21 protein-coding genes are annotated in these 26,744 nt (G+C 71.7%); 11 read left to right on the top strand and 10 right to left on the bottom strand.

Annotated elements, in window-relative coordinates:
• Window positions 1–242 precede the first annotated feature (242 nt).
• Window positions 243–989, top strand: a complete 747-nt coding sequence (locus AC0680_RS30470; RefSeq protein ID WP_478635082.1) for an LON peptidase substrate-binding domain-containing protein — start codon at window positions 243–245, stop codon at window positions 987–989.
• Between the two features lie 17 nt (window positions 990–1,006).
• On the top strand, window positions 1,007–1,501 hold the full coding sequence (gene ybaK / locus AC0680_RS30475) for a Cys-tRNA(Pro) deacylase (RefSeq protein ID WP_478635085.1): 495 nt from the start codon (window positions 1,007–1,009) through the stop codon (window positions 1,499–1,501).
• A 53-nt stretch (window positions 1,502–1,554) separates the two neighbouring features.
• Here the strand turns inward: ybaK and AC0680_RS30480 are convergent, their stop codons facing one another.
• From AC0680_RS30480 to AC0680_RS30495, 4 genes are all read right to left on the bottom strand, one after another.
• Window positions 1,555–2,286, bottom strand: a complete 732-nt coding sequence (locus tag AC0680_RS30480; RefSeq protein WP_478635088.1) for an ABC transporter permease — start codon at window positions 2,284–2,286, stop codon at window positions 1,555–1,557.
• A 68-nt stretch (window positions 2,287–2,354) separates the two neighbouring features.
• The gene (locus tag AC0680_RS30485; protein ID WP_478635091.1) at window positions 2,355–3,179 is read right to left on the bottom strand and encodes an ABC transporter permease; all 825 of its coding nucleotides are present in this window, start codon (window positions 3,177–3,179) and stop codon (window positions 2,355–2,357) included.
• Window positions 3,180–3,255: 76 nt separating this feature from the next.
• Window positions 3,256–4,266 carry an ABC transporter ATP-binding protein gene (locus tag AC0680_RS30490; protein ID WP_384442060.1) on the bottom strand — a complete coding sequence of 337 codons (1,011 nt, stop codon included), beginning with the start codon at window positions 4,264–4,266 and terminating at the stop codon, window positions 3,256–3,258.
• Between the two features lie 82 nt (window positions 4,267–4,348).
• A complete protein-coding gene (locus AC0680_RS30495) occupies window positions 4,349–5,620 on the bottom strand; it encodes an NYN domain-containing protein (RefSeq protein ID WP_478635093.1) in 1,272 nt (423 codons plus the stop codon).
• 274 nt (window positions 5,621–5,894) lie between these two features.
• On the opposite strand from AC0680_RS30495, the gene AC0680_RS30500 reads away from it, so the two are divergent.
• The gene (locus AC0680_RS30500) at window positions 5,895–6,068 is read left to right on the top strand and encodes a hypothetical protein (protein ID WP_468981734.1); all 174 of its coding nucleotides are present in this window, start codon (window positions 5,895–5,897) and stop codon (window positions 6,066–6,068) included.
• 82 nt (window positions 6,069–6,150) lie between these two features.
• On the opposite strand, the gene dnaE is transcribed toward AC0680_RS30500, so the two are convergent.
• Window positions 6,151–9,702: a DNA polymerase III subunit alpha gene (gene dnaE / locus AC0680_RS30505; RefSeq protein WP_478635097.1), complete on the bottom strand. Its 3,552-nt coding sequence runs from the start codon at window positions 9,700–9,702 to the stop codon at window positions 6,151–6,153.
• 251 nt (window positions 9,703–9,953) lie between these two features.
• Between dnaE and AC0680_RS30510 the strand changes: the two genes are divergently transcribed.
• From AC0680_RS30510 to AC0680_RS30535, 6 genes are all read left to right on the top strand, one after another.
• A complete protein-coding gene (locus tag AC0680_RS30510; RefSeq protein WP_478635100.1) occupies window positions 9,954–11,315 on the top strand; it encodes a DUF2252 domain-containing protein in 1,362 nt (453 codons plus the stop codon).
• 118 nt (window positions 11,316–11,433) lie between these two features.
• Window positions 11,434–12,090 (top strand): hypothetical protein, encoded by a 657-nt coding sequence (locus tag AC0680_RS30515; protein ID WP_478635103.1) that lies wholly within the window; start codon window positions 11,434–11,436, stop codon window positions 12,088–12,090.
• Window positions 12,091–12,201: 111 nt separating this feature from the next.
• Window positions 12,202–13,059 carry a thioredoxin domain-containing protein gene (locus AC0680_RS30520; protein WP_478635105.1) on the top strand — a complete coding sequence of 286 codons (858 nt, stop codon included), beginning with the start codon at window positions 12,202–12,204 and terminating at the stop codon, window positions 13,057–13,059.
• Window positions 13,060–13,161: 102 nt separating this feature from the next.
• Window positions 13,162–13,878, top strand: a complete 717-nt coding sequence (locus tag AC0680_RS30525) for a hypothetical protein (protein WP_478635106.1) — start codon at window positions 13,162–13,164, stop codon at window positions 13,876–13,878.
• 39 nt (window positions 13,879–13,917) lie between these two features.
• Window positions 13,918–14,838 carry a thioredoxin domain-containing protein gene (locus tag AC0680_RS30530; RefSeq protein WP_478635109.1) on the top strand — a complete coding sequence of 307 codons (921 nt, stop codon included), beginning with the start codon at window positions 13,918–13,920 and terminating at the stop codon, window positions 14,836–14,838.
• A gap of 89 nt (window positions 14,839–14,927) precedes the next feature.
• Window positions 14,928–16,571, top strand: coding sequence for an alkaline phosphatase D family protein (locus AC0680_RS30535; protein ID WP_478635112.1), 1,644 nt, complete (start codon window positions 14,928–14,930; stop codon window positions 16,569–16,571).
• 52 nt (window positions 16,572–16,623) lie between these two features.
• Here AC0680_RS30535 and AC0680_RS30540 read toward each other — a convergent pair whose 3' ends face one another.
• On the bottom strand, window positions 16,624–17,193 hold the full coding sequence (locus AC0680_RS30540) for a dienelactone hydrolase family protein (RefSeq protein ID WP_478635273.1): 570 nt from the start codon (window positions 17,191–17,193) through the stop codon (window positions 16,624–16,626).
• A gap of 149 nt (window positions 17,194–17,342) precedes the next feature.
• Here AC0680_RS30540 and AC0680_RS30545 point away from each other — a divergent pair, with 149 nt between their 5' ends.
• The gene (locus tag AC0680_RS30545) at window positions 17,343–18,407 is read left to right on the top strand and encodes a mechanosensitive ion channel family protein (protein ID WP_478635275.1); all 1,065 of its coding nucleotides are present in this window, start codon (window positions 17,343–17,345) and stop codon (window positions 18,405–18,407) included.
• A gap of 15 nt (window positions 18,408–18,422) precedes the next feature.
• On the opposite strand, the gene AC0680_RS30550 is transcribed toward AC0680_RS30545, so the two are convergent.
• The 4 genes from AC0680_RS30550 to AC0680_RS30565 all read right to left on the bottom strand — a co-directional run bounded on the left by AC0680_RS30550 (window position 18,423) and on the right by AC0680_RS30565 (window position 22,669).
• Complete coding sequence (locus AC0680_RS30550; protein WP_478635115.1) at window positions 18,423–20,015, bottom strand: Na+/H+ antiporter; 1,593 nt, start codon at window positions 20,013–20,015, stop codon at window positions 18,423–18,425.
• A 114-nt stretch (window positions 20,016–20,129) separates the two neighbouring features.
• The gene (locus tag AC0680_RS30555) at window positions 20,130–21,071 is read right to left on the bottom strand and encodes an RluA family pseudouridine synthase (RefSeq protein ID WP_478635117.1); all 942 of its coding nucleotides are present in this window, start codon (window positions 21,069–21,071) and stop codon (window positions 20,130–20,132) included.
• Between the two features lie 110 nt (window positions 21,072–21,181).
• Complete coding sequence (gene lspA / locus AC0680_RS30560) at window positions 21,182–21,784, bottom strand: signal peptidase II (protein ID WP_384442099.1); 603 nt, start codon at window positions 21,782–21,784, stop codon at window positions 21,182–21,184.
• Window positions 21,785–21,913: 129 nt separating this feature from the next.
• Window positions 21,914–22,669, bottom strand: a complete 756-nt coding sequence (locus tag AC0680_RS30565) for a TraR/DksA family transcriptional regulator (protein ID WP_478635120.1) — start codon at window positions 22,667–22,669, stop codon at window positions 21,914–21,916.
• Between the two features lie 603 nt (window positions 22,670–23,272).
• On the opposite strand from AC0680_RS30565, the gene ileS reads away from it, so the two are divergent.
• On the top strand, window positions 23,273–26,410 hold the full coding sequence (gene ileS / locus AC0680_RS30570; protein ID WP_478635122.1) for an isoleucine--tRNA ligase: 3,138 nt from the start codon (window positions 23,273–23,275) through the stop codon (window positions 26,408–26,410).
• Window positions 26,411–26,744: the final 334 nt, after the last annotated feature.

Here is a 26,744-nt window from a genome sequence, read left to right on the forward strand (position 1 = left end):
TCTCCGGCACCTCCCTAGTAGGGGTGGCGGCCTCTGGCTACACCCCCCCCCCCCCCCCCCCCCCCCCCCCCCCCCCCCCCCCCCCCCCCCCCCCCCCCCCCCCCCCGCACCCCGAAAGCCCCGCGCAGCGGACCCCGCCCGCCGCAGGCGAACCACAGAAATCCAGCACGGCGGGACAGCCGAAAACCCACACCCGCACCACATGGGAAGCAAGCCAAGCGCAGCGTCTAGGCTTACGGGCTGTGACCTCCCTGCGCCTCCCCCTCTTCCCGTTGAACTCGGTGCTGTTCCCGGGACTCGTGCTCCCGCTGAACGTCTTCGAGGCGCGGTACCGGGCGATGATGCGCGATCTGAGCGCGGTGCCCGAGGACGACCGCCGCTTCGCGGTGATCGCGATCCGGGACGGCCGCGAGGTGGCGCCCACCGCCCAGGGCATGCCGGACGCCACGCTGCCGTCCGAGGGCGGCCCCGCGGCGGGCTTCGGGGACGACCCGCTGCAGGCGTTCCACTCGGTGGGCTGCGTCGCGGACGCGGCGACCATCCGGGAGAAGTCCTCCACCGACGACACCGGCTACGAGGTCCTGGCCACCGGCACCACCCGCTTCCGGCTGCTGTCGGTGGACGCCTCCGGGCCGTATCTGACCGGCGAACTGGAGGAGCTGGAAGAGAGCCAGGGCGAAGGCGCGGGCGCGCTCGCCTCCGGGGTCGTACGGGCCTTTCGGACGTATCAGAAGCGGCTGGCCTGGGCGAACGAGCGGACGCTGTCGAGCGGGCAGGACCTGCCGGCCGATCCGTCCGTGCTGTCGTACCTCGTCGCGGCGGCGGCCGTGCTGGACGTCCCCGCCAAGCAGCTGCTGCTGGAGGCGCCCGACACCGCCACCCGGCTCGGGCAGGAGCTGAAACTCCTTCGCCAGGAGTCGGCGCTGCTCGGTAAGCTCCCGTCGCTGCCGGCCGTGGATCTGACCAGGCAGCCGACCAGCCCGAACTGACGCGAGGCCTGAAGACGTTGGCGAAGAAGTCCAGGAAATCCGGTGGAACGCCCGCGACGGTGGCGCTCACCGCGTCCGGCGTCCCGTTCACGGTGCACGCCTACGAGCACGACCCCGCCGCTCCCTCGTACGGCGAGGAGGCCGCCGAGGCGCTCGGCGTCCCCGCCGACCAGGTGTTCAAGACGCTGCTGGCGGAGGTCGACGGCACCCTGACGGTCGCCGTGGTGCCGGTGTCGGGGTCCTTGGACCTCAAGGCGCTGGCGGCCGCGGTGGGCGGCAAACGGGCCACGATGGCCGATCCGGCGGCGGCCGAACGCAGCACGGGCTATGTCCTCGGCGGGATCTCGCCGCTGGGGCAGCGCAAGCGGCTGCGCACGGTCGTGGACGCCTCGGCCGAGGGCCGCCCGACGGTGTGCGTCTCGGCGGGGCGCCGGGGGCTGGAGGTCGAGCTGGCGCCGGCGGACCTGGTGGCGCTGACCGGGGCCCGGATGGCGCCGATCGCGCGCGGCTGAGGGCCTGCGGGGCGGCCGGTGGCCCGGCCGCCGCTGGTACCGCCGCGCGCCGGTCAGGTCGCGGTCGGCGGCTGCTGCCCGTGGTGGCCGTGCGGTGCCTGCCGGTCGTCCGGTGCCGGCTGGTCGTCGGGGCCCTGGTGGCCGTGCGGCCCGTGGTAGTCGTGGCTCCCGGACCAGTCCGGCGCCGGCGGCTCCGGGTCGCGGGGACCGAAGAGACCGGTCAGCGCCAGCTGCGTGACCATGGCGGCGATCGGCCAGGCCAGCAGCGCGCCCTTCGACTGCAGCCGCAGCGGGCCCTCGAAGGCCACACCGGGACCGACCTGCTTGGCGTGCGCGACCACGTCAGGGGTGGGGCCCAGCCACATGCCGGTCACCCAGCCCACCGCCGCGCCCAGCAGCCCGCCCAGGACCAGTGCCACGACCAGCGGGATGCCGCCGCGCCGGCGGAAGAGGAAGACCACGGCCGCGGTGAGCACACCGAAGCCGAGCGAGAGCAGCACGAAGGTGCCGTCCGCGCCGATCGCCTCCTCGCCCTCGGTGTTCTTCAGATAGACGTTGCGGGCGTCCGCGATCAGCGGGATGTGCGGCGCGAGCCAGTTCCACAGCACGCCGAGCAGCACGCCGCTCACCGCGACCAGGATCGCGATCACCGCACCCTCGCGCAGCTCGCGCGGCAGCTCGGGGTTGACCGGGCCGTCGTGGCCGGCCGGGGCGGCGGGCGCGGCCCGGGGGTACTGCGGCTCTTCGGGCGGTTGGTTGTCGGATGGCGTCAGCGGTGCGGTCACCCCGTCATCGTGCCAGGTGGGGCCGGTGGGCCCGGCAGCAGGACGCCCGTTCGGGGCGGCGGCACCGGTCATCGGGCCGCCGCCCTGCGGTACGCCCAGGTCGCGATGGCCAGCGAGAGCACGCCGACGGCCGCGCAGACGCCCAGGTCGGCGGCGACCGCCACCCAGTCGGGGTGCGCGTCGAAGCTGCGGGCCAGCGCCTCCACACCGTAGGTCGAGGGCAGCAGATCGCGGGCCCAGCCGATCACCTCGGGCATCCGCTCGGCCGGCAGCACACCCAGCAGCAGCGCCGCCGACATGCCCAACTGGCCGCATAGCGTGGCGAGTTCGGGGCGCGGGGCGAGCAGGCCGAGGGCCGCGCCGAGGCCGGCCAGCGCGGCTCCGGCGAGCGGGAGCACGGCGGCCAGCACCCAGAGGTTGGCCATCGGCAGCTGGAAGAGCACACAACCGGTGACGGCGGTGACGATCGTCCCCGGGACGGTGAAGGAGGCATAGGCGGCGGCCGCGCCGAGCACCACGGCGGCCGGCGGGACCGGCAGCGTCGCGTAGTGGTCGAGCCCGCCGCCGGCCCGTAGCTGGCCGAAGTACTGGGCGAGCAGGTTGAGCGCCACGAAGGCGACGACCAGCACGCTGGAGCCGGAGACCACCGACCGCGCCGCCTCGCCGTCGTCGACCACCCCGCGCAGCAGGACCATGATCCCGATGGACTGGAAGGTCGCGACGAACAGCAGCGGGATCCGTGCGACCCGGGCCCGGGAGAGCTGGGCGCGGTAGACGGCGCCGAGCGCGGGCAGCAGGCGGGCGCGCGGGGCCAGCGGGGCGGCCCCGTCCTCGGACCACGTCCCACCGCCCGCTACCGCCCCGGCCACCGCCTGCGCGGGAACCACACTCACGCTGCCACCCGGCCTTCCTCGCTGCCCTCGCAGCACTTGATACGTCCGCCGCGCCGCCGCGTCTCACGCCACCCGCTCACGCCTTGACCAGCCCCTCGCCTCGCCCGCCCAGCGCCAGATACACGTCCTCCAGGCTCGGTGTGGCGAGGGTGAAGTCGTCGAGGGCCGCGAAGGCGGGACCCGCGGTGACCGCGGCCACCGCGGAGCGGGCCCGGTCGGCGGGGAGGCGGAGGGTCCAGCGGCGGCCGGAGACCCGGGCGCCGGCTTCGAGGGCGGCGACCTCGGGGACGTCCAGCGGCGGGCGGTCGCGCCAGACCAGTTCCAGCCGTACCTCGTCGCTGACCATGTCCTTCAGTCCGCCGGGCGTGTCGCAGGCGATCACCCGGCCCCGGTCGATCACCGCGACCCGGTCGAGCACGCTCTCGGCCTCCAGGACGTTGTGGGTCACCAGCACCACCGTGACGCCCCGCTCGGCCCGGCGCCGGTCGACCGCGGCCCATACGGCGCGCCGCGCCACGGGGTCCATACCGGTGGTCGGCTCGTCCAGCACCAGCAGCGGCCGCTCGCCGATCAGCGCGGTGGCGACGCAGGCCAGCCGCCGCTGACCGCCGGAGAGCTTCTTCAGCGCCCGGCCGGCGATGTCCGCCAGGCCCAGCTCGTCGGTCACCGCGTCCCGCTCGGCGCGCGCCTCGCGCGCCCCGAGGCCGCGCAGTCGGCCGGTGGTCTCCACGGCGAGGGCGACCGTCATCTCGTCCAGGGCGGTGGACTCCTGCCCCAGGTAGCCGAGCAGCCGGGCGGCCCGCTCCGGGTGGCGCACCAGGTCGTGGCCGAGTACGGCGATGCTGCCGGAGTCCGGGCGCAGCAGTCCGGTCAGCTGGCGGACCAGGGTGGACTTGCCGGCGCCGTTGGGGCCCAGCAACCCGAAGATCTCGCCGCGGCGGACGTCCAGAGTGATGCCGTCGTTGGCCCGTACGGCGGGTGCTTGTGCCGCCCCGCGGCGCCCACGCACCGCGGGGTACGTCTTGACCAGGTCCCGCACGGCGCACACCGGCCCGCCGCGCTCCGCCTGTTTTGCGCCCGTCCTCACGAGCTACGAGGGTACGCGTCCCCGGCCCGCCACCGGCCCGCGGGGCTCCGGGGGCGGGCCGGGAAGCGGCGGGCGGGGGCCGTCAGTCACCGGCCGGGACGTGCTCGGCGGCCGTGCGCAGATCGACCTCGCGCCAGAATCCGGCCCGGATGGCGTAGCGGTCGTGCTCGTCGATCTGGTCGTCCTTGTGGGCGAGCAGCCCGAACCGGGCGGCGTAGCGCAGCAGTTCGCCGTCGATGCGGTGCGGGATGCGCGGGTACTCCGTCGACAGCTGCTGCAGATGCGCCGTGTCGGAGAGCCGGTCGGTCCAGCGGCGGGCGAAGACCTGGCCGACCTCGAAGGGGTCGCCGCTGACGGCGGTGATGTCCTCCTCGCGGTCGGCCCAGCGCTGCTCGGCGCTGGTGAGCTGGGCGAGGGTGGGCAGGCCGGCGGTCTCGGAGGGCTCGCCGACCGGGCCGCCGCGCTCGACCCAGCCCTTGTCGGACGACCAGCGCAGGGTGGCGCCGGCGGCGGGCGGGGACTGCTGGCCGGCCGCGCGGTCCCGGCCCAGCCCGGCCAGGTCCTTGGGGGTGGGGACGCCGCCCCGCCCGGCGGCGGCGTCCGGCTCGTCGTCGGGCGGGGCGGCGTCGGTGCCGGGCGCGGGCCGCGCCGCCCCGTTGACCCCGTTGTGCTCGTGCGTGCGGTCGGCGGGCTCCGGGCAGGCGGCGGCCGCGGCGGCCGCGACCGCGGACTCGGGCAGCGGCGCGGAGAGGATCGCGGCGATCTCGGGGCGGGGGGCGGGCGGCGGTCCGGAGGGCCCGCCGAGTTCCTTGGCGCGCACGGCGCGGGTGATCCAGGTGCGGTCCAGCACCCGCCGTTCGTCGGCCTCGGCGACCAGGTCCTCGGACTGGTTGTAGTCGCCGTCGGCGGCCTGGACGGCCCACAGGTGGACGGCGACACCGTGCTCCTTCGCCGACATCAGGCCGGGCAGCAGATCGCCGTCGCCGGTGACCAGGACGATGTCGGAGCAGGCGCGGTTGCGGGCCAGCTCGGTCAGCTCGGCGTGCATGGCTGCGTCCACGCCCTTCTGCGCCCAGCGGCCGTCGCTGCGGGTCAGGGCGCCCAGCCGGACGGTGACCCGGGACATCACGCGCAGCCTGCGGTGCTCGGGTTGCGGGACCCGGTCGGGGGCACCGTCGAACCAGTAGATCCGCAGCAGCGGGCGCTCGGTGTCCGCCTCGGCGCGCTGGCGCAGGCCCTGGATGAGGGCGGCGTGATCGACGGTGATCCGGGACCGGACGGGCTCTCCGGCGAGCAGACTCGCGGCGGCGCCGAGCAAGTACCCGGCGTCCACCAGCACGACGCAGCGATCCACGTTCCACCCTCTTCCCTGAGGTGCTGAAAGTCCGGTCGCCCCCCGGCTCGGCACGTGGCACGAGTTTCCTTCGGCTTTCCTTCGAGTCTGCCCGACCGTACGGGGGTTATCAGCCCGAACTCGATCATCGGCGTGGCGGATTCGGCGGGGATCTTGGGTACAGCGCGTGATCGTGCCTTTTACACAGGGTAATTGCCCGAAATGCAGGCTTCTGTCCGGCATGTAAGTCTGGTCCCGGCCCCGATCCCAGATTCCCCCTCAGGAGGCAATGGTCATGGCCAAGGACAAGAAGCAGAACCGCGGTCAGCAGCAGAAGTCGGCATCCGCGGCCGAGCGCGGCCAGCAGCAAGCCCAGCAGTCGGCCATGGAGGCCCAGTCGAAGTCGACCTCGGCCACGCCCGGAGACCTGGCCCGCAAGAACCGCGAGCGGCGCTTCGGCCACAACTGACCTATGCCGCAGATGAGTTGAGGGGCGCGTCCACTGCGGACGCGCCCCTCGGGGCAGCGCGGACCGGCGGCCCGCCGCGGGGTCAGCCCGCCAGGCAGGACGGACCGAGCAGCACCTTGAGGTCGCCGAAGAGCGACGGGTCCGCCGTGACGCGGTGCCGGTCCAGTCGCAGCACCGTGGTCTTGCGCGCCCCTTGCAGCTTGATCCGCACCTCCGTGGAGCCGCGGTGGCTGCTGAGCACCTCGCCGAGCTTCTCGACCATCGGCGGGGTCACCTTGACCGTCGGGATGGTGATCGTCACGGGGGCGTTGGCGCCCGCCTCCGACAGGTCGGGGACCATCATCTCCATGGCGACCAGCCGCGGGATGTCCTCGCGCTTGTCGAGCCGTCCCTTGACGAACACCACGGTGTCCTCGACGAGTTGGGTGGACACCAGCTGGTAGGTCGCGGGGAAGAACATGCAGTCGATGGAGCCGGCCAGGTCCTCGACGGTGGCGATCGCCCAGGCGTTGCCCTGCTTGGTCATCTTGCGCTGCAGGCCGGAGATGATGCCGCCGATGGTGACGATGGAGCCGTCGGAGTAGTCGCCGCCGGTGAGCTGGGCGATGGCGGCGTCGGCCTTGTCGGACAGCACGTGCTCCAGGCCGAAGAGCGGGTGGTCGGAGACGTAGAGACCGAGCATCTCGCGCTCCTGGGCGAGGAGGTAGGTCTTGTCCCACTCCACGTCCGAGAACTCCACGTCCAGGCCGAAGCCGGGACCGTCGTCCGCGCTGTCGTCGCCCATGCCTCCGAAGAGGTCGAACTGCCCCTCGGCCTCCTTGCGCTTGACCTGGACGACGTTGTCGATCATCGATTCGTAGTGCGCCGTCAGGCCCTTGCGGGTGTGGCCCATCTCGTCGAACGCGCCGGCCTTGATCAGCGATTCGGTGGTGCGCTTGTTGCAGACCACCGCGTCGACCTTGTCGAGGTAGTCGGGGAAGGAGGCGTACTTCCCCTTGGCCTTGCGGCAGCGGATGATCGAGTCGACGACGTTCTGGCCGACGTTGCGGACCGCGGTGAGGCCGAAGAGGATCACGTCGTCGCCCTGGGCGGCGAAGTTCGCCTCGGACTCGTTGACGTTCGGCGGCAGCACCTTGATGCCCATGCGCCGGCACTCGTTCAGATAGACCGCAGACTTGTCCTTGTCGTCGCGCACGGAGGTCAGCAGCGCGGACATGTACTCGGCGGGGTAGTTGGCCTTGAGGTAGGCGGTCCAGTACGTGACCAGGCCGTACGCGGAGGAGTGGGCCTTGTTGAAGGCGTAGCCGGCGAACGGGACCAGGACGTCCCACAGGGCCTGGATGGCCTCGTCGGAGAAGCCCTTCTTCTTCGCGCCCTCCTGGAAGAGCACGAAGTTCTTCGCCAGTTCCTCGGGCTTCTTCTTGCCCATGACGCGGCGGAGGATGTCGGCCTCGCCGAGGGAGTACCCGGCGATGATCTGGGCGGCCTTCTGCACCTGCTCCTGGTAGACGATCAGGCCGTAGGTCAGGCCGAGGACCTCCTTGAGGGGCTCCTCCAGCTCCTTGTGGATCGGGGTGATCTCCTGGAGGCCGTTCTTGCGCAGCGCGTAGTTGGTGTGCGAGTCCATGCCCATCGGGCCCGGGCGGTACAGGGCCGAGACGGCGGAGATGTCCTCGAAGTTGTCGGGCTTCATCAGGCGCAGCAGCGAGCGCATCGGGCCGCCGTCGAACTGGAAGACGCCGAGCGTGTCGCCGCGGCAGAGCATCTCGTAGGTCTTGGGGTCGTCCAGCGGGACGGAGAGCAGCTCCAGGTCGACGCCCTTGTTCGCCTTCACCATCTTGACGGCGTCGTCCATGATGGTCAGGTTGCGCAGGCCCAGGAAGTCCATCTTGAGCAGGCCGAGCGACTCGCACTGGGGGTAGTCCCACTGCGTGATCGTCACGCCGTCGGTGTGCCGCACCCAGATCGGGGCGTGGTCGACGATCGGCTCGCTGGACATGATCACGCCGGCCGCGTGCACACCCATCTGCCGGACCAGGCCCTCCACGCCCTTGGCGGTGTCGATGACCTTCTTCACGTCCGGCTCGTTCTCGTACATCCCCCGGATCTCGCCCGCCTCGCTGTAGCGCGGGTGCTTGGGGTTGGTGATGCCGTCGAGATCGATGCCCTTGCCCAGGACGTCGGCGGGCATGGCCTTGGTGAGGCGGTCGCCCATCGCGTACGGGTATCCGAGCACGCGGGCGGAGTCCTTGATGGCGTTCTTCGCCTTGATCTTTCCGTACGTGCCGATCATGGCGACCTTGTCGGCGCCGTACTTCTCCGTCACGTACCTGATCACTTCGACGCGCCTGCGCTCGTCGAAGTCGATGTCGACATCGGGCATGGAGACACGCTCGGGGTTGAGGAACCGCTCGAAGATCAGCCCGTGCTCGATGGGGTCGAGGTCGGTGATACCCATGGCGTAGGCGACGATCGAGCCGGCCGCGGAGCCTCGTCCGGGGCCGACCGCGATGCCGTTGTTCTTGGCCCACATGATGAAGTCGGCGACCACGAGGAAGTAGCCGGGGAACCCCATCTGGATGATGACGTCCATCTCGTACTCGGCCTGCTTCTGGCGGTCCTCGGGGACGCCGCCCGGGAAGCGGCGCTTCATGCCGACCCGGACCTCCTCCTGGAACCAGGTGACCTCCGTGTAGCCCTCGGGGATGTCGAACTTCGGCATCAGGTCGCGCTTCTCGAACATCCCGGTGACGTCGATCTGCTCGGCGACCAGGCGGGTGTTGGCGCAGCCCTCCTGCCAGGCGTCCGAGGAGTCGATGGCGTACATCTCCTCCGTGGACTTCAGGTAGTAGCCCGTGCCGTCGAAGCGGAAGCGGTCCGGGTCGGAGAGGTTCTTGCCGGTCTGGATGCACAGCAGCGCGTCGTGCGCCGTGGACTCATGGGCGTAGGTGTAGTGCGAGTCGTTGGTGACCAGCGGCGGGATGCCGAGCTCCTTGCCGATCTTCAGCAGGTCGTCGCGGACCCGGCGCTCGATCTCGATGCCGTGGTCCATCAGCTCGAGGAAGTACCGGTCCTTGCCGAAGATGTCCTGATACTCGCCCGCGGCCTTGCGCGCCTCTTCGTACTGCCCCAGCCGCAGCCGGGTCTGCAGCTCTCCCGACGGGCAGCCGGTGGAGGCGATCAGGCCCTCGGACCACTGGGCGATGGTCTCCTTGTCCATCCGCGGCCACTTCTGCAGCCAGCCCTCCGCATAGGCGTCCGAGGAGAGCCGGAAGAGGTTGTGCAGACCGGTCTTGTCCGCCGCCCAGATCGTCTTGTGGGTGTAACCACCCGAACCCGAGACGTCGTCGCGCTTCTGGTGCGGCTGGCCCCACTGGATCTTGCGCTTGTTGCGCCGCGACTCGGGGGCGACGTACGCCTCGATGCCGATGATCGGCGTCACCCCGGCCTTCTGCGCCGAGTGGAAGAAGTCGTACGCGCCGTGGAGGTTGCCGTGGTCGGACATCGCGATGTGCGTCATGCCCATCTCGTTGGCCGCCTTGAACATGTCCGACAGCCGCGCCGCGCCGTCCAGCAGCGAGTACTGCGTGTGGACGTGCAGGTGCGTGAACGGGGGCCTGGACGGGGCTGCCACGGCGGAGGACCTCCGGGAAACGGTTGAGGACGGGGGCACCTCCCGGCATCAGCTGAGGGAGGATTCGACGGTCTCGAAGTCTACGACTCCCCACTGACAACCGCGGGCGCCCCAGGCGTACCCTCACCCGTTGTCGGCGGGCACTCGAACACCTTCCCGCCCGTTGTCCGTGACAGATCCGCGCCACCCTCCGTGCCGCGGGTCCGCCATGACTCTCGTACCACTTTCCGCACCTCAGGAGGCACCCAGCGATGCCGTCCCAGCACGCCCCGGCGCAGGACGCCGCGCAGCGCGGCGAGGAGATCCTCGCCGTCTTCGACACCGCCTTCGGAGAGCTGCTCGCCGCCGACCCCGCGGCCTTCCGCGTGAAATTCCGGAAGATGGCCGCCTCCGCGTTCGCCTTCTACCGGGGCACGGCGTGCCTGTTCTACCGGGACCTGGAGGCGCAGGCCGCCCAGGACGGCGGCAGGGACAGCGGCCCCTATCTGGACGAGCGGACCAGCCGGGTGTGGATCCACGGCGACCTGCACGCCGAGAACTTCGGCACCTACATGGACGCCACCGGCCGGCTGATCTTCAACGTCAACGACTTCGACGAGGCCTACGTCGGCCCCTTCACCTGGGACCTCAAGCGGTTCGCCGCCTCGGTCGCGCTGATCGGCTACGCCAAGGCGCTCAGCGACGAGCAGATCACCGACCTGGTGCGCACCTACGCCGCCGCCTACCGCGAGCGCATCCACGCGCTGGCCTCACGGGCCAAGAACTCCGACAAGGAGGAGCTGCCGCCCTTCACGCTGGACACCGCCGACGGCCCGCTGCTGGACGCGCTGCGCGACGCCCGCGCGCTGACCCGGTTCGCGCTGCTGGACTCGATGACCGAGATCCGCGACTTCGAACGGCGCTTCGCGGCGGGCGGCGGCAGCGTCGAGCTGGACGCGGCGACGCGCTACAAGGTCCTCGCCGCCTTCGACGGCTATCTGGAGACGCTGCCGGAGTCGAGCCTGGCCCGTCCGGACTCCTACCGGGTCAAGGACGTGGTGGGCCGGCGCGGCATCGGCATCGGCTCGGCCGGCCTGCCGTCGTACAACATCCTGCTCGAGGGCAACAGCGACGCCCTGGAGAACGATGTGGTGATCTACATGAAGCAGGCGCAGACCCCGGCCGTCTCCCGGCACGTCACCGACCCCGCGGTCCGCTCCTACTTCCAGCACGAGGGCCACCGCACGGTGATCTCGCAGCGGGCCCTGCAGGACCACGCCGACCCGTGGCTGGGCTGGACCGAGCTGGACGGCGCCGGCCAGCTGGTCGCCGAGATCTCGCCGTACGCCGTCGATCTGGACTGGTCGGACATCGACGACCCGGAGGAGATCGCCGCGGTCGTCGCCGACCTGGGCCGGGCGACGGCCACGATGCACGCCGCGGCGGACGACGAGAGCGGCCACTCCCTGGTGCCGTTCTCGACCGAGCGGGCCATCGACGCGGCCCTCGCGGCCGACGAGGACGGCTTCGCGGGGCTGCTGGTGGACTTCGCGCACTCCTACGGAGCCCGGGCCCGCGCCGACCACCAGATCTTCGTCGACCTCTTCCGCAACGGCCGGATCCCCGGCCTGTAGGGACCGGGCGCCCGAGAGGCCGGACCCATGTGTCCCGTACGCAGCGGTTTTTCCGCTATGTGCGACTTTGATCACCCTTAGGCGCCACTTATCCCGGCCCATGGCACACTCGGCAGCAATGGACATCTCGGCGGCACACCTGCGGGCACTGCGCGCGGCGCTCTTCACGGCGCTGTGCGTGACGCTGTCCGCGGCGTCCCATGTGCTGCTGTCGCGCATGCCGCTGCCGCTGACCACCGTCGCCGCGCTCTCCGCCGCCGTCTTCGCGCTCGCCTACGCGCTGGCCGGCCGGGAGCGCGGCTACGGACGGATCGCCGCCCTGCTGGTCCCCCTGGAGCTCGCCGCCGACCTGGTCTTCAGCATCGGCCAGCACACCTGTTACGGCGGGGCGGGCGGCCCGGTGGCCGGCCCGCTGCGCTCGCTGGGCGTGGACCTGCTCTGCGGCGGCCAGGTCGGCGGCCCCCTGACCCGACTGTCCGAGGACGGTGCCGCGCCCGCCACGACCGGGCTGCTGCTGCTCACCGCGCATCTGGCGATAGGACTGCTGGCGGCCGGCTGGCTGCGTCGCGGCGAGGCGGCGCTGGCCCAGGTGCTGGGCGCGGTGGCCGGCTTCGCCTTCCGCCCGCTGCTGATCGCCGTCGCGGTCATCGGTGCCGCGGCCGCCCCGCGCCGCCCGGCGCCCGTGCCCGTCCGGGCCGGCCGCCCGGCCCGGAGCGCCCCCCTGCTGGTGCACTGCGTCGTGCGCCGTGGGCCGCCCTGCGCGCTCGCTGCGTGACCGCCCGGTCCCCGTACCCGGCACGCGCAGCACGCGTACGCCCGCACCTCGCGTGCGTACGCCTCCGACGGCAGGCACACCACCCACGGATTCCACGGAGCAGGAACAGTCATGAGCAACCGCAACAGCCAGGCCAACAAGCAGGCAGCCCGCGAGCGGCTGCGCGCCGAGCGTGAGCGGCAGGCCAAGAAGGAGCGGGTCCGCCGGCAGCTGACCGTCGGCGGTGCGATCGTCGGCGTGCTGGCGATCGCCGGCGGTATCGGCGTGGCGGTCGCCAACTCGGGCGGCGGCGACTCCGCGGCGGAGAAGACCGCGGGCGACAGCACGGTGTGGGCGAAGGCGGCGAAGGCCAAGCTCGTCAAGCCCGCCAACACCAGCGGCGCCGAGGGCACCACGATCGTCATCGGCAAGGCGGATGCCAAGAACACCCTCAGCCTCTTCGAGGACCCGCGCTGCCCGGGCTGCGCCAACTTCGAGCAGAACGTCGGCCAGACCGTCGAGAAGGACATCAAGGACGGCAAGTACAAGGCGGCCTACCACCTGGGCACGTTCCTCGACGGCAACCTCAAGGGCACCGGCTCCAAGAACGCGCTGTCCGCGCTGGGCGCCGCCCTCAACGTCAGCCCGGACGCCTTCTTGAAGTACAAGTACGCGCTGTACTCCAAGGAGTTCCACCCCGAGGAGACCGGTCCGGACAAGTTCGCCGACGACAGCTACCTGATCAAGGTCGCGGACACCGTCCCCGCGCTCAAGGGCAACGCCGCCTTCCAGAAGGCCGTCAAGGCCGGCACGTACGACCGCTGGGCGCTGGAGGTGTCCGCCGAGTTCAACTCGCACAAGGACGTCAGCAGCACCCCGACCGTGAAGGTCAACGACACGGTGATCGGCACGGACACCCCGCAGGGTAAGGCGGCCCCGTCGAGCGCCGCCGCCTTCAACTCCATGGTCGACAAGGCCCTGAAGAAGTGACCGGGTCGCGACCCTGACCCCTCGGCCGGCGCGCGGTGAGCGCGCCGGCCGATGCCAAATCTTGACCCGGGCCGCTGCCGTGGACATGGCAGACTCCCGCCCATGCAGGCGAGGGCGGTGCGCCCGGGCGGCCGGCCCGCGGGCGCGCCGGGCGGTGAACTCAGGGCGGTGCGGGCGGCGCTGTTCACCGCGCTGTGCGTCACGCTGTCCGCGGCTTCCCATGTGCTGCTCTCCCGCGCCCCGTTGCCGCCCGCCACGGTCGCCTGGGTCTGCGCCGGCGTCTTCGCCGCCGCGTATGCGCTGACGGGCCGCGAGCGCGGATACCGGCCGGTGGCGGCGCTGCTGGTGCCGCTGGAGCTGGCCGCGGACACCGTCTTCACCACCGGGCAGCACGCCTGTTACGGACCGGCCGGCGGCCCCCTGGCCGCACCGCTGCGCGCGGTCGGCCTCCATCTGCTGTGCGCGGGCGGCGAGTTGGGCACCCCGCTGGCACGCCTCGCGGCGCATCCGGCCGCCCCGCTGCCGCCGGCCGGACCGGCGTCCGGGCCTTCCTGGCTGCTGCTCGCGGCCCACCTCGCGCTCGGCCTGCTGGCCGCCGGCTGGCTGCACCGCGGCGACGCCGCCCTGGACGCCCTGCTGCGCGCGGCCTCGACCGCCGCCTTCCGCCCGCTGCGGACCGCCGCCGCGGTGGCCGGCGCCGCGACCGCCCCGCCCCGCCGGCGGATCCGCCCGCTGCGCCCGCTGCCGCCGGCCCGTCCGCTCCCCCTCCTCGTGCACTGCGTACGGCGCCGCGGCCCGCCCCGTCCGTTCGCCGTCTGACCAGTCCGTAAGCGTCGAACACCCTTGAGGGGACCCCCCATGAGCAACCGCAACAGCCAGGCCAGCAAGCAGGCAGCCCGCGAACGCATCCGCGCCGAGCGCGAGCGCCAGAAGAAGCAGGAGCGGCTGCGCCGCCAACTCGCCGTGGCGGGCGCGGTCGTCGGCATCCTGGCCGTGGCCGGCGGTATCGGCTTCGCCGTGATGAAGGCCAACGAGCCGACCGGCTGGGAGGCCGCCAAGGAGAACAAGCCCGTCGCGCCGAAGTACACCCAGGGCAAGAACCACACCGAGATCCTGATAGGCGACCCGAAGGCCAAGGAGACCCTGGAGGTCTTCGAGGACGTCCGCTGCCCGGCGTGTGCGTCCTTCGAGCAGAGCAGCGGTCCGGCGCTGCTCAAGGACATCGAGGACGGCCGGTACCGGGTCCGCTTCACGATGTACACCTTCATCGACGACAACGCGGGCGGCGAGGGTTCGAAGAACGCGCTGAGCGCGCTGGGTGCGGCGCTGGACGTCGGCCCCGAGGCCTTCTTGAAGTTCAAGACGGCGCTGTACTCGACCAAGTACCACCCCGACGAGCGCGAGGACCTCTACGCCAAGGACTCCGAGCTGCTCAAGGCCGCCGGCGAGGTGCCGGAGCTGAAGAACAACAAGGCGTTCAAGACGGCGGTCGAGAAGGGCACCTACGACCGCTGGGCGATGGACATGACCGCGCTCTTCGGCCGCAAGGGGGTCAGGGGCACGCCGACCTTCATGCACGGCGACAAGAAGCTGGTGATGGACCAGATCCCGCAGCGCCAGATGACGCAGGCGCAGTACAACCAGCTCGCCCGGGCCAACTTCGAGAAGATGATCGACAAGGAGTTCGGCCCGGCGAAGGGGTCGGACGGCGGCAAGGGCGGCAAGGACGGCGGAAAGGGTATTCGCGAGGGCGAAAAGGACCCCTCGGGCACCCGTTGAGCGGCTTACGGCCAACGGGTGGGCGAATTCTCGGTATTCCCGGTCATCGCCCTCCCGTTGTCGATTACTGGCCAGTAAGGTGATCGGCCGTGACCGATCATGACCAGATCTCGCGCCGCACTGCCGTTACGGCCGTAGCCGCCACCGCCGCCCTTCTGCCGTTCGCCGGCGCCGCCCCCGCGTCCGCCCAGCAGGCCCTGGACCAGGCCCGGTTCTTCCAGCACGGCGTCGCCTCCGGTGACCCGCTCCCGGACGGCGTGCTGCTGTGGACCCGGGTCACCCCGACGCCGTCGGCCACCCCGGGCTCCGGCCGCGGACCGGCCACCGACGTGAGCTGGCAGGTGGCCGCCGACAAGGACTTCGCCACCGTCGTCGCACGGGGCTCGGTGAAGACCTCGGCGGCCACCGACCACACCGTCAAGGCGGACGTCCGCGGTCTGCGCCCGGCCACCCACTACTACTACCGCTTCACCGTCGACGGGCAGCACTCCCCCGTCGGCCGGACCCGCACCGCCCCCGCGCACGACGCCGCGGCCGGCAACGTCCGCTTCGGCGTGGTCTCCTGCGCCAACTGGGAGTCCGGCTACTTCTCCCCGTACCGGCATCTGGCCGCCCGCACCGAGCTGGACGCGGTGCTGCACCTCGGCGACTACCTCTACGAGTACAAGTCCGGCGAGTACCCGGACTTCAAGTACGTCGTCCGCCCGCACTCCCCCGCACACGAGCTGCTCACGCTCGCCGACTACCGCATCCGGCACGGCGCCCACAAGACCGACCCGGACGCGCTGGCGATGCACGCCACCCACCCGGTCATCGCCATGTGGGACGACCACGAGTTCGCCGACAACGCCTGGCGGGGCGGCGCGGTGAACCACTCGCCGGACACCGAGGGCTCCTGGTCGGCGCGGATGTCCGCCGCGAAGCAGGCGTACTTCGAGTGGATGCCGGTACGCCCCTCCACGGCCGGCACCACCTACCGCCGGCTGCGCTTCGGCACCCTCGCCGATCTGCACCTGCTGGACCTGCGGTCGTTCCGCGACGAGCAGGCCAAGCCGGGCAGCGGCGCGGTCGACGACCCGAGCCGGACGATCACCGGACGGGCCCAACTGGACTGGCTCAAGGCCGGCCTGGAGCGCTCGGACACCGCCTGGCGGCTGGTCGGCACCTCGGTCATGGTCTCGCAGGTCGCCTTCGGCTCCCTGCCCGCCCATCTGCTCGGCCCGCTCGCCGAGATCCTCGGCATACCCAAGGAGGGACTGGCGGTCAACACCGACCAGTGGGACGGCTACACCGACGACCGGCACGAACTGCTGGGCCACCTCAGCGACCGCGGTATCGACAACACCGTGTTCCTGACCGGTGACATCCACATGGCCTGGGCCAACGAGGTGCCGCTGAAGGCGGCGACCTACCCCGCCACCCGGCCGGTGGCGACGGAGTTCGTGGTCACCTCCGTCACCTCCGACAACGTCGACGACTTCCTGCACGTCGCCCCGCACACCGTCTCGCTGGCCGGCGTCGCCGCCATCCGGGCCGCCAACCGGCATGTGAAGTGGCTGGACATGGACTCGCACGGCTACGGGGTCCTGGACGTCAGCGCCGAGCGCACGCAGATGGACTACTTCGGCATCTCCGACAAGACCGACCCGCACGCCACCAGCACGCATCTGCGCTCGTACCGCACGCGGACGGGCAGCCGGCAGATCGAGCGGGCCGACGGGCCGGTCGCCTAGGAGCCCTCCGCGGCACCCCGGTCCCGCCCGCCGCGCCACCACGGACCGCCGCTCACAGGCTGTCCAGGAAGCCCAGCGCCACCTTCCAGGTGCTCTCGGCCGCCTCGGCGTCGTAGTCCGCCAGACCGGGGTCGGTGAACAGGTGGCCGGCGCCGGCGTAGCGGAAGACCTCGACGTCCGCACCGGCCCGGCGCATCTGCAGATACCAGGCGTTCAGCCAGTCGTGCGGCTCGTAGGGGTCCGGGTCGGCGACATGCAGCTGCACCGGCAGATCGTCGGCCACGGCGCCCTCGGCGATGTCGGAGGTGCCGTGCAGCAGCAACAGCCCGCGGGTCTTCTCGTCGCCCAGTGCGAGGGTCTGGGCGACCGAGCCGCCGAAGGAGAAACCGGCGTAGACCAGGCCGCGGTCGGAGTACGGCGCGACGGCCGTGATGGCGCGCTTGAGCAGCTCCTCCTTGCCGATCTCCTCCTTGATCAGGATGCCGTCCGGCACCGATTCGGCGGTCCGGCCGTCGAAGAGATCGGGGACGAGAACCTCGTGTCCCGCGGCGCGCAGCCGGTCCGCGGCGGCCTGCACGGCCGGGCGCAGCCCGCACACCGAATGGAACAGGGCAATCGTCAAGGGCCCGCTGGCCGCGGGCTCGGTGGAGGCCGGCACTGCATCACTTCCCTGGGTCGGATCGTTGTGGCCCCATCGTGCCATTGACGACGGTGGTGACCGGGTAGCAGCACACTCAAGCGCCATCCGAACCGAGGAGGATCACCGTGTCGCTGGAGGACGTGCTGCGTCCCGTCGCCGTGGCCGGCGGCTCGCTCGTCATCACGCTCGTCCTGGGCTGGCTCACCGACCGCGCGCTGCGCCGGGTCGACGCCGCCCACCCGGAGACCCCGCTGTGGGGGCTGCTGCGCCGCTGCCGGATACCGCTGCAGGTGGTGCTGTGCGCGGCCCTGCTGCGCGGCTCGTACGACGAGAGCGGGATCGGGGTGATCGAGGAGCACCGGGCGGGGACCGGCCAGGCGCTGACCCTGGTGCTGATCGCGGCCACCGCCTGGCTCGCCGTACGGGTCGCGGCGGCGATCGTCGAGTCGTCCTACTCGCGCTACGCGGCCGGCGCCCGGGACGCCGCCCGGGTGCGGCGGGTGCGGACCCAGGTGACGCTGATCCACCGGGTGGTGACGGCCGTGGTGATCGTCGTGGCGGCCGCCGCGATGCTGCTGACGTTCCCGGAGATGCGGGCGGTCGGCACCTCGATGCTGGCGTCGGCCGGGCTGCTGGGCATCGTCGCCGGTATCGCCGCCCAGTCGACCCTCGGCAACCTCTTCGCGGGGCTGCAGATCGCCTTCGGCGACATGGTGCGGATCGGGGACACGGTCGTGGTGGACGGCGAGTGGGGCACCGTCGAGGAGATCACCCTGACGTTCCTGACCGTACGGACCTGGGACGAGCGGCGGATCACCATGCCGGTGTCGTACTTCACCGGCAAGCCGTTCGAGAACTGGTCGCGCGGCGGCGCCCAGATGACCGGGACCGTCCTGTTCCACCTCGACCACGGCGCGCCGGTGGAGAAGATGCGCCAGCGGCTGCACGAGATCCTCCAGGAGTGCCCGGACTGGGACGGCCGGTCCTGGAGCCTGGTGGTCACCGACACCACCGCGTCCACGATCGTGGTGCGGGCCCTGGTCACCGCCCGGGACGCGGACACCCTCTGGACGGTGCGCTGCGAGGTCCGCGAGCGGATGATCGAGTGGCTGCGCACCGAGCACGCCTACGCGCTGCCGCGGATCAGCACGGGGCCGGCGCCGACGGGCCGGGCCGGGGAGCCGCCGCGGCGCTGAGGCGCCCGCCCCGCGTCACGGCGCGGCCCGCAGGCTCCGCATGTCCAGTTGCCGCAGCACCCGGTCCACCACCTCCGGGTCCGCACCCGGCTCGCTGCGCGCCGCCAGCACCTCGTGCCGGGCCGCCGAGAGCATCTCGCCCTGGATGCGCTGCACCTTCTTCATCCGGGTGATGCGCTTTTCGAAGAGCTCGCGCCGCTCGTCGTCGACGATGTCCGGCGCGATCCGGGCGCCGATGTCATAGGCCCGGCGCGCCAGCTGGTCCCTGACCTCCTCGGGCAGCTCCTCGACCTCCAGGATCTCCTTCAGCCGGCGCTTGGACGCCTTGATCATCCGGATCGCCAGCTCGCGCTCCAGCGCGTCGGCGGCGTCGGAGCTGGCCCGCACCCGCAGTGTGCGCACCAGCCAGGGCAGCGTGAGGCCCTGGACGAGCAGGGTGGAGAGCACCACCGCGAAGGCGATGAAGAGGATCTCGGCGCGGTCCGGGAAGGCGACGCCGTCGATCTCGTAGGGGAGGGCCAGCGCCAGCGCCACCGAGGCCACCCCGCGCATCCCCGACCACCACAGGATGACCGTCTCCCGCCAGCTCATCGGGATGTCCTCGTCGTAGTCGCGGCGCCGGTGCATCCGCTTGGCCAGCCAGGCCGCGGGCAGCAGCCACAGCAGACGGACGCCGACGACCACCGCGACCACGGCGGCGCCGGCGGCGAACAGCTGGTCCCAACGGCCCGACGCGGCCCAGAAGATGTTGTGCAGCTCCAGGCCGATCAGCCCGAAGGCGACGCCGGTGACGAGGGTGTCGACGACCTCCCAGAAGGTGTATCCGGCGAGCCGGCCCAGCACGTCGTCGGCGTCGACCGCGTACTCGGCCAGGAACAGCCCGGTGGTCAGCACCGCGAGCACACCGGAGCCCTTCAGCTCCTCGGCCAGGATGTACGCCGTGAACGGCACCAGCAGCGTCAGCCCGATCTGCAGCGTCGGGTCGCCGAGCAGCCCCATCAGCTTGTTGGTGATCCAGCCGAGCAGCAGGCCGACGGCCATGGCGACGACCGCGGACAGCACCAGCGCGCCGAGCGCGCCGGGCACCGAGAAGCTGCCGCTGACCACCGCGGCGAGCGCGACGTGGTAGAGCACGATCGCGGTGACGTCGTTGAACAGCCCCTCGCCCTCCAGGATCGAGACCATCCGGCGGGGCAGTCCCAGCTTGCCGGCGACGGCGGTCGCGGCGACCGGGTCGGGCGGGGCGACCAGCGCGCCGAGCACCACCGCGGCGGCCAGCGGCATCCCGGGCACCACCGCCTGCGCGACCGCGGCGACCGCGGCCGTGGTGGCGAAGACCAGCAGCACGGCGAGCAGGAAGATCGGGCGGAGGTTGGCGGTGAACTGCCGCCAGGAGGTGCGCTGCACGGCCGCGTAGAGCAGCGGCGGCAGCACCACCGGCAGGATGAACTCGGGCGGCACCTCGACGTTGGGCACGAACGGCAGCAGCGCCAGTACGGCCCCGGCGAGCGTCATCAGCACCGGTGACGGCAGTCCCAGCCGGTCGCCGACCGGGACCATCACCACGGCTCCGAGCAGCAGGAGGGAGATCAGAGCCAGCTGGTCCACGGTGACGACGCTCCGGAAGGGTCGGATTCGCTCACATTCCGCCCCAAGCGTGCCAGACGCCTGTGGATCCGCCGGCTCCGGCACCCCCGCGCCGGACGTGCCGTGTCAGCTGCTCTAGCTGCTCTCGTCGCGCACGGTGTCGAGGGCGTGCTGCAGATCGTCCGGGTAGGCGCTCTCGAACTCCACCCAGCCGCCGTCGGCGGGGTGCTCGAAGCCGAGGCGGACCGCGTGCAGCCACTGCCGGCCGACCCCCAGCCGCTTGGCGAGGGTGGGGTCCGCGCCGTAGGTCAGGTCGCCGACGCACGGGTGGCGGTGCGCGGACATGTGCACCCGGATCTGGTGGGTGCGACCGGTCTCCAGCTTGATGTCGAGCAGGCTGGCCGCGCGGAACGCCTCGATGAGGTCGTAGTGCGTGACCGACGCCTTGCCCTCGGCGGTGACCGCCCACTTGTAGTCGTGCTGCGGATGCCGGCCGATGGGGGCGTCGATGGTGCCGCTCATCGGGTCCGGGTGGCCCTGGACCAGGGCGTGGTAGCGCTTGTCCACTGTGCGCTCGCGGAACTGCTGCTTGAGGAGCGTGTAGGCGCGCTCGGACTTGGCCACGACCATCAGCCCGGACGTGCCGACGTCGAGGCGGTGCACGATGCCCTGGCGCTCGGCGGCGCCGGAGGTGGAGATGCGGTAGCCGGCGGCGGCGAGTCCGCCGATGACGGTCGTGCCGCTCCAGCCGGGGCTCGGGTGCGCGGCCACGCCGACCGGCTTGACGATCACGACGATGTCGTCGTCGTCATGCACGATCTCCATGCCCTCGACGGGCTCGGCGACGATCTCCACGGGCGGCGCGGCCTGCGGCATCTCGACTTCCAGCCAGGCGCCGCCGCGCACTCGCTCGGACTTCATCACCTCGGATCCGTCGACCCGGACCTTTCCGGCGGCGGCGAGTTCGGCCGCCTTCGTACGGGAGAAGCCGAACATCCGGGCCAGCGCGGCGTCCACGCGCTCGCCCTCCAGGCCGTCCGGTACGGGCAGGGTGCGGATCTCGGGAATGGTGCTCACCCCACGAGTATGTCAGTTACGCCAGGGTGACCCGTCCGGCGGTGCGGAGCGCCCGCCCGTCAACCGACACCACCCACGGCTCCGCCCCGGCCCCGCACGCCGCGGGGCAATCAGTCCTTGTGCACCGTGCCGTCCGGGTCCAGCCCCCGGAAGGAAAGGATCACGATCAGGATGCCGCCGCAGACGATCGCGGAGTCCGCGAGGTTGAAGACCGCGAAGTGCGCCGGGGCGATGAAGTCGACCACCGCGCCCTCGAAGATGCCCGGCGAGCGGAAGATCCGGTCGGTGAGGTTGCCGAAGGCACCGCCGAGCAGCAGTCCGAGCGCGACGGCCCAGGGCAGGCTGTAGAGCTTGCGGGCGATCCGGGCGATCACCACGATCACGGTCGCCGCGATGATCGTGAGGAAGATCGTCAGTGCCTCGCCGATGCTGAACGCGGCGCCGCGGTTGCGGATCACGCTGAACTGCAGCAGCGTCCCGATGACCTGGATGGGCTCGTGGTGCTCCAGCTTCGCGACGACCAGGACCTTGCTGCCCAGGTCGAGCAGGTAGACGAAGAACGCGATCAGCAGCAGCGCGACGATCCGCCGCTTGCCGCGGCCGGCGCCCTGCTCCGGCTCCGCCGGTCCTCCCCCTTCGGATCCCGCGGTGGGATCCGTCCCGGAACCCGGCTCGGGTTCCGGCGTACCGGTGATGCGCTCCGCCTCTGCCACGTGTGAGTCCCTCAGCCCGTCGTGTCCGCGGCCAGACCGTGCCTGGCTTGAATCACGAGAGTACGGCACACACGTGCGGGGGCGGGCGCTACGGGTGCCGCCCGCGACGCCCCACCGGGGTACCCCGCCTCAGCGGCGCTCCTGCTTCTGCTTGCACTCCACACACAGCGTCGCCCGGGGGAACGCCTGCATCCGCGCCTTTCCGATGGGGTTGCCGCAGTTCTCGCACAGCCCGTAGGTGCCGGTGTCCAGCCGGCCGAGGGCCCGCTCGGTCTGGTGGAGCATCTCGCGGGCGTTGGAGGCCAGGGCCAGCTCGTGCTCGCGGGTGATGTTCTTGGTGCCGGTGTCGGCCTCGTCGTCGCCGGCGCCGTCGCCGGAGTCGCGCATCAGGCCGGCGATGGCGTCCTCGGCGGCGGTGATCTCCGCCCGCAGCCGCCCCACCTCGTCCATCAGCTCGGTGCGCGCCTCGGCGACCTCGGCGGGTGTCCAGGGATCCTCACCGGGCCGTACGGCGAGCTCGCCCGGTGCGGCCATCCGGGCCGTGGGCACCGGGGCGTCGTCCGCGTGCGCCTTGGCCGTCGCGGCCGCCGTCTTCTTCGCCACCACCGTCTTGGCTCCCGTCTTCTTAGCGGGCACCGCGGCCTTCTTGGCCGGAGCCTTCGTCGCGGTCTTCTTCGCCGCCGCCTTCTTGGCGGCGGTCTTCCTGGCCGCGGACTTCGCGGCCGCGGTCTCGTCGGGCGCGGTCGTGCCGGCCGCCGTCTTCTTGGCGGCGGCCTTCTTCGCGGCGGCCTTCTTCGGAGCGTGGGTCTTCGGTGCAGGCTGCTTCGCGACGGCCTCGTCGGCGGGCGTCGTGCTCTTCTGCGCGGCGGTCTTCTTCGCCACCATGGCCGCGACCCCTTCACATATGTGACGTTGTTCGCGAATCGTGACGGGAACGATAAATCGCCGCACGGCACGCGGCAACGGGGCGCACCGCCCGACGGGTCCTGCCACCCGGCCCGGAAGCCCGGTCTGCCTCGGTTGTGCCCCGCTGCCCGCCGGGTAACCCGCCCGGCGGTCCGGCACCCGGCCGCTGGCCATTCGGGTCACGGCGACGTCGCGGGCGTCCCCGTACGGCGCCCCGGCCGCCCTCCCCGCCCCCGGCCGCCCTAATTCGGTCGGCCGCTGTCGGCACGGCCCCGTACACTGGGCGGAGCGAGAGGCATTGATGGGACGAGTAGCGTCGTACGCAGCCGGCAGCGACCCGGGGACGGTGGAAGCCCGGGGGCGTGCACGACGTGAAGATCACCCCGGAGTCGCCGGAAGAAAGCTTTGGACAGTGGGCTCCGCCCACGGGCCGCGGGCCACCCAGGGCGAGTAGAACCGGCAGCGCGACCCCAATGAGGGGGCGGTGCAGCAGCACCGCCAAGGAGGGTGGTACCGCGGGAGCCCAGGCTCTCGTCCCTCCGGACGGAGAACGCAGCAGGTGTCCGCCGGAGGAAGCCCCCGATGAGTGAGCAGCCCCAGTACCGCCAGGTACCCGCCCAGGTAGACCTTCCCGCCCTCGAGCACGCCGTGCTCGAGTTCTGGCAGGAACAGAAGGTCTTCGCCCGTACCCTCCAGCAGTCCGAGGGCCGGCCCGAGTGGGTCTTCTACGAGGGCCCCCCGACGGCCAACGGCATGCCCGGCGCGCACCACATCGAGGCGCGCGTCTTCAAGGACGTCTTCCCCCGCTTCCGCACGATGCAGGGCTACCACGTCGACCGCAAGGCCGGCTGGGACTGCCACGGCCTCCCGGTCGAGCTGGCCGTGGAGAAGGAGCTGGGCTTCAACGGCAAGAAGGACATCGAGGCGTACGGCATCGCCGAGTTCAACGCCAAGTGCCGCGAGTCGGTGACCCGCCACACCGACGCCTTCGCCGAGCTCACGACCCGCATGGGGTACTGGACCGACCTCGACGCCCCGTACCGCACGATGGACCCCGACTACATCGAGTCGGTGTGGTGGTCGCTGAAGGAGATCTTCAACAAGGGCCTGCTGGTCCAGGACCACCGCGTCGCCCCCTGGTGCCCGCGGTGCGGCACGGGTCTGTCGGACCACGAGCTGGCGCAGGGCTACGAGACCGTCGTCGACCCCTCGGTCTACGTCCGCCTCCCGCTGACCTCCGGCCCGCTCGCCGGCGAGGCGTCCCTCCTCATCTGGACGACGACCCCCTGGACCCTGGTCTCCAACACGGCCGCCGCCGCGCACCCGGACGTCACCTACGTCGTGGCCACCGACGGCACCGAGAAGCTGGTCGTCGCCGAACCGCTGCTGGAGAAGGCCCTCGGCGAGGGCTGGGAGGCCACCGGCCGGTCCTTCACCGGCCGCGAGATGGAGCGCTGGTCCTACGAGCGCCCGTTCTCCCTGGTCGAGCTGGAGGGCGCCAACTTCGTCGTCAACGCCGAGTACGTCACCACCGACGACGGTACGGGCCTGGTCCACCAGGCCCCCGCCTTCGGTGAGGACGACCTCAAGACCTGCCGGTCGTACGGCCTGCCGGTGATCAACCCGGTCCGCCCCGACGGCACCTTCGAGGACGGACTCGCCCTGATCGGCGGCCAGTTCTTCAAGAAGGCCGACGAGGCCCTGGTCGAGGACCTCGCCGCCCGTGGCCTGCTCTTCAAGCACATCGCCTACGAGCACAGCTACCCGCACTGCTGGCGCTGCCACACCGCGCTGCTCTACTACGCCCAGCCGTCCTGGTACATCCGCACGACCGCGGTCAAGGACGCCCTGCTCCGCGAGAACGAGAACACCAACTGGTTCCCGGACTCGGTCAAGCACGGCCGCTTCGGCGACTGGCTGAACAACAACATCGACTGGGCGCTGTCCCGCAACCGCTACTGGGGCACCCCGCTGCCCATCTGGCGCTGCGAGGAGAACCACCTCACCTGCGTCGGCTCGCTGGCCGAGCTGACCGAGCTGACCGGCACCGACCAGTCGGGCCTGGACCCGCACCGCCCGTTCATCGACGAGGTCACCTTCGCCTGCCCGACCTGCCAGGGCACCGCCACCCGCGTCCCCGAGGTCATCGACGCCTGGTACGACTCGGGCTCGATGCCGTTCGCGCAGTGGGGCTACCCGTACCGCAACAAGGAGCTGTTCGAGAAGCGCTACCCGGCGCAGTTCATCTCGGAGGCCATCGACCAGACCCGCGGCTGGTTCTACACCCTGATGGCCGTCGGCACCCTGGTCTTCGACAAGTCGTCGTACGAGAACGTCGTCTGCCTGGGCCACATCCTCGCCGAGGACGGCCGGAAGATGTCCAAGCACCTGGGCAACATCCTCCAGCCGATCCCGCTGATGGACCAGCACGGCGCCGACGCGGTCCGCTGGTTCATGGCGGCCGGCGGCTCGCCGTGGTCCGCCCGCCGGGTGGGCCACAGCACCATCCAGGAAGTCGTCCGCAAGACGCTGCTGACGTACTGGAACACCGTCGCCTTCCAGGCGCTGTACGCCCGTACGTCCCAGTGGGCGCCGTCCGCCGCCGACCCGGCCCCGGCCGACCGGCCGCTGCTGGACCGCTGGCTGCTGGGCGAGCTGAACACGCTGGTCGAGCAGGTCACCGACTCCCTGGAGTCCTTCGACACCCAGCGCGCCGGCAAGCTCCTCTCGTCCTTCGTCGACGACCTCTCCAACTGGTACGTGCGCCGCTCCCGCCGCCGCTTCTGGCAGGGCGACGCGGCCGCGCTGCGCACGCTCCACGAAGTCATCGAGACCGTCACCCGCCTCATGGCACCGCTCACCCCGTTCATCACCGAGCGGGTCTGGCAGGACCTGGTCGTCCCGGTCACCCCGGACGCCCCCGACTCCGTCCACCTCGCCGGCTGGCCGGTGGCCGACAAGGCGGCCATCGACCCGACCCTGTCCGCCCAGATGCTGCTGGTCCGCCGCCTGGTCGAACTGGGCCGCGCCACCCGCGCCGAGTCGGGCGTCAAGACCCGTCAGCCGCTGTCCCGCGCGCTGGTCGCGGCGCACGGCTTCGCGGGCCTGCCCGAGGACCTGCGCGCACAGATCGCCGAGGAGCTGAACGTCAGCTCGCTGGCCTCCCTCTCGGAGGTCGGCGGCTCACTCGTCGACACCACCGCGAAGGCCAACTTCCGTGCGCTGGGCAAGCGGTTCGGCAAGGGCGTCCAGGCGGTCGCCAAGGCCGTCGCCGCCGCGGACGCCGCGGCCCTCTCGCTCGCGCTGCGCGAGGGCACGGCGAGCGTCGAGGTCGACGGCGAGGCCGTCTCGCTCGCCCCCGACGAGGTGATCATCACCGAGACCCCGCGCGAGGGCTGGTCGGTGGCCTCCGACGCGGGCGCCACGGTCGCCCTAGACCTGGAGATCACGCCGGAGCTGCGCCGAGCGGGCCTGGCCCGCGACGCCATCCGCCTCATCCAGGAGGCCCGCAAGAACAGCGGCCTCGACGTCGCCGACCGGATCGCGCTGCGCTGGCGGTCCACGGACGACGAGGTCACCACGGCGCTGACCGACCACACCGGCCTGATCTCCGACGAGGTCCTCGCCACGGACTTCGCTCCCGGCGAGCCGGAGGACTCCTTCGGCCCCGCCTTCACGGACGAGGCTCTGGCCCTCACCTTCCACCTCCGCAAGGTGTAACCAGCCCCCGCACCGCACAAATGCCCCGGCGTACACCACGCCGGGGCATTTCCCTTTTCCTCTCCTGACCCGCCTTTACCTCCGCCGTTACGCCCACCTTTATGTGCACCTTTCACCCCACATCCTCCCCCTCCCCGCGTCCACCCCGCCCCGAAAAGGAAGAGGAAGGGAAAATCGGACCGTAGGTGTGATATCAGCCCACGAACGGACAGTCGACCGCACTCCGCGAACCGGGCAGCACAAAGGGCCGGGGGGCGAGGGGGGGGCGCGGGGGGTGGGGCCGGGGGGCGGAGCTGCGGGGGCGGGGGGGGGGGGTTGTTGTCCTTGTCTTGGG

Source organism: Streptomyces sp. NPDC043738 (assembly GCF_056436545.1).

Bases quoted from the DNA above. Each gene is read 5' to 3' on its own strand.
- AC0680_RS30500 (WP_468981734.1), top strand. From the start codon at position 5,895: ATGGCCAAGGACAAGAAGCAGAACCGCGGTCAGCAGCAGAAGTCGGCA.
- AC0680_RS30510 (WP_478635100.1), top strand. From the start codon at position 9,954: ATGCCGTCCCAGCACGCCCCGGCGCAGGACGCCGCGCAGCGCGGCGAG.
- AC0680_RS30515 (WP_478635103.1), top strand. From the start codon at position 11,434: ATGGACATCTCGGCGGCACACCTGCGGGCACTGCGCGCGGCGCTCTTC.
- AC0680_RS30520 (WP_478635105.1), top strand. From the start codon at position 12,202: ATGAGCAACCGCAACAGCCAGGCCAACAAGCAGGCAGCCCGCGAGCGG.
- AC0680_RS30525 (WP_478635106.1), top strand. From the start codon at position 13,162: ATGCAGGCGAGGGCGGTGCGCCCGGGCGGCCGGCCCGCGGGCGCGCCG.
- AC0680_RS30530 (WP_478635109.1), top strand. From the start codon at position 13,918: ATGAGCAACCGCAACAGCCAGGCCAGCAAGCAGGCAGCCCGCGAACGC.
- AC0680_RS30565 (WP_478635120.1), bottom strand. From the start codon at position 22,669: ATGGTGGCGAAGAAGACCGCCGCGCAGAAGAGCACGACGCCCGCCGAC.
- ileS (WP_478635122.1), top strand. From the start codon at position 23,273: ATGAGTGAGCAGCCCCAGTACCGCCAGGTACCCGCCCAGGTAGACCTT.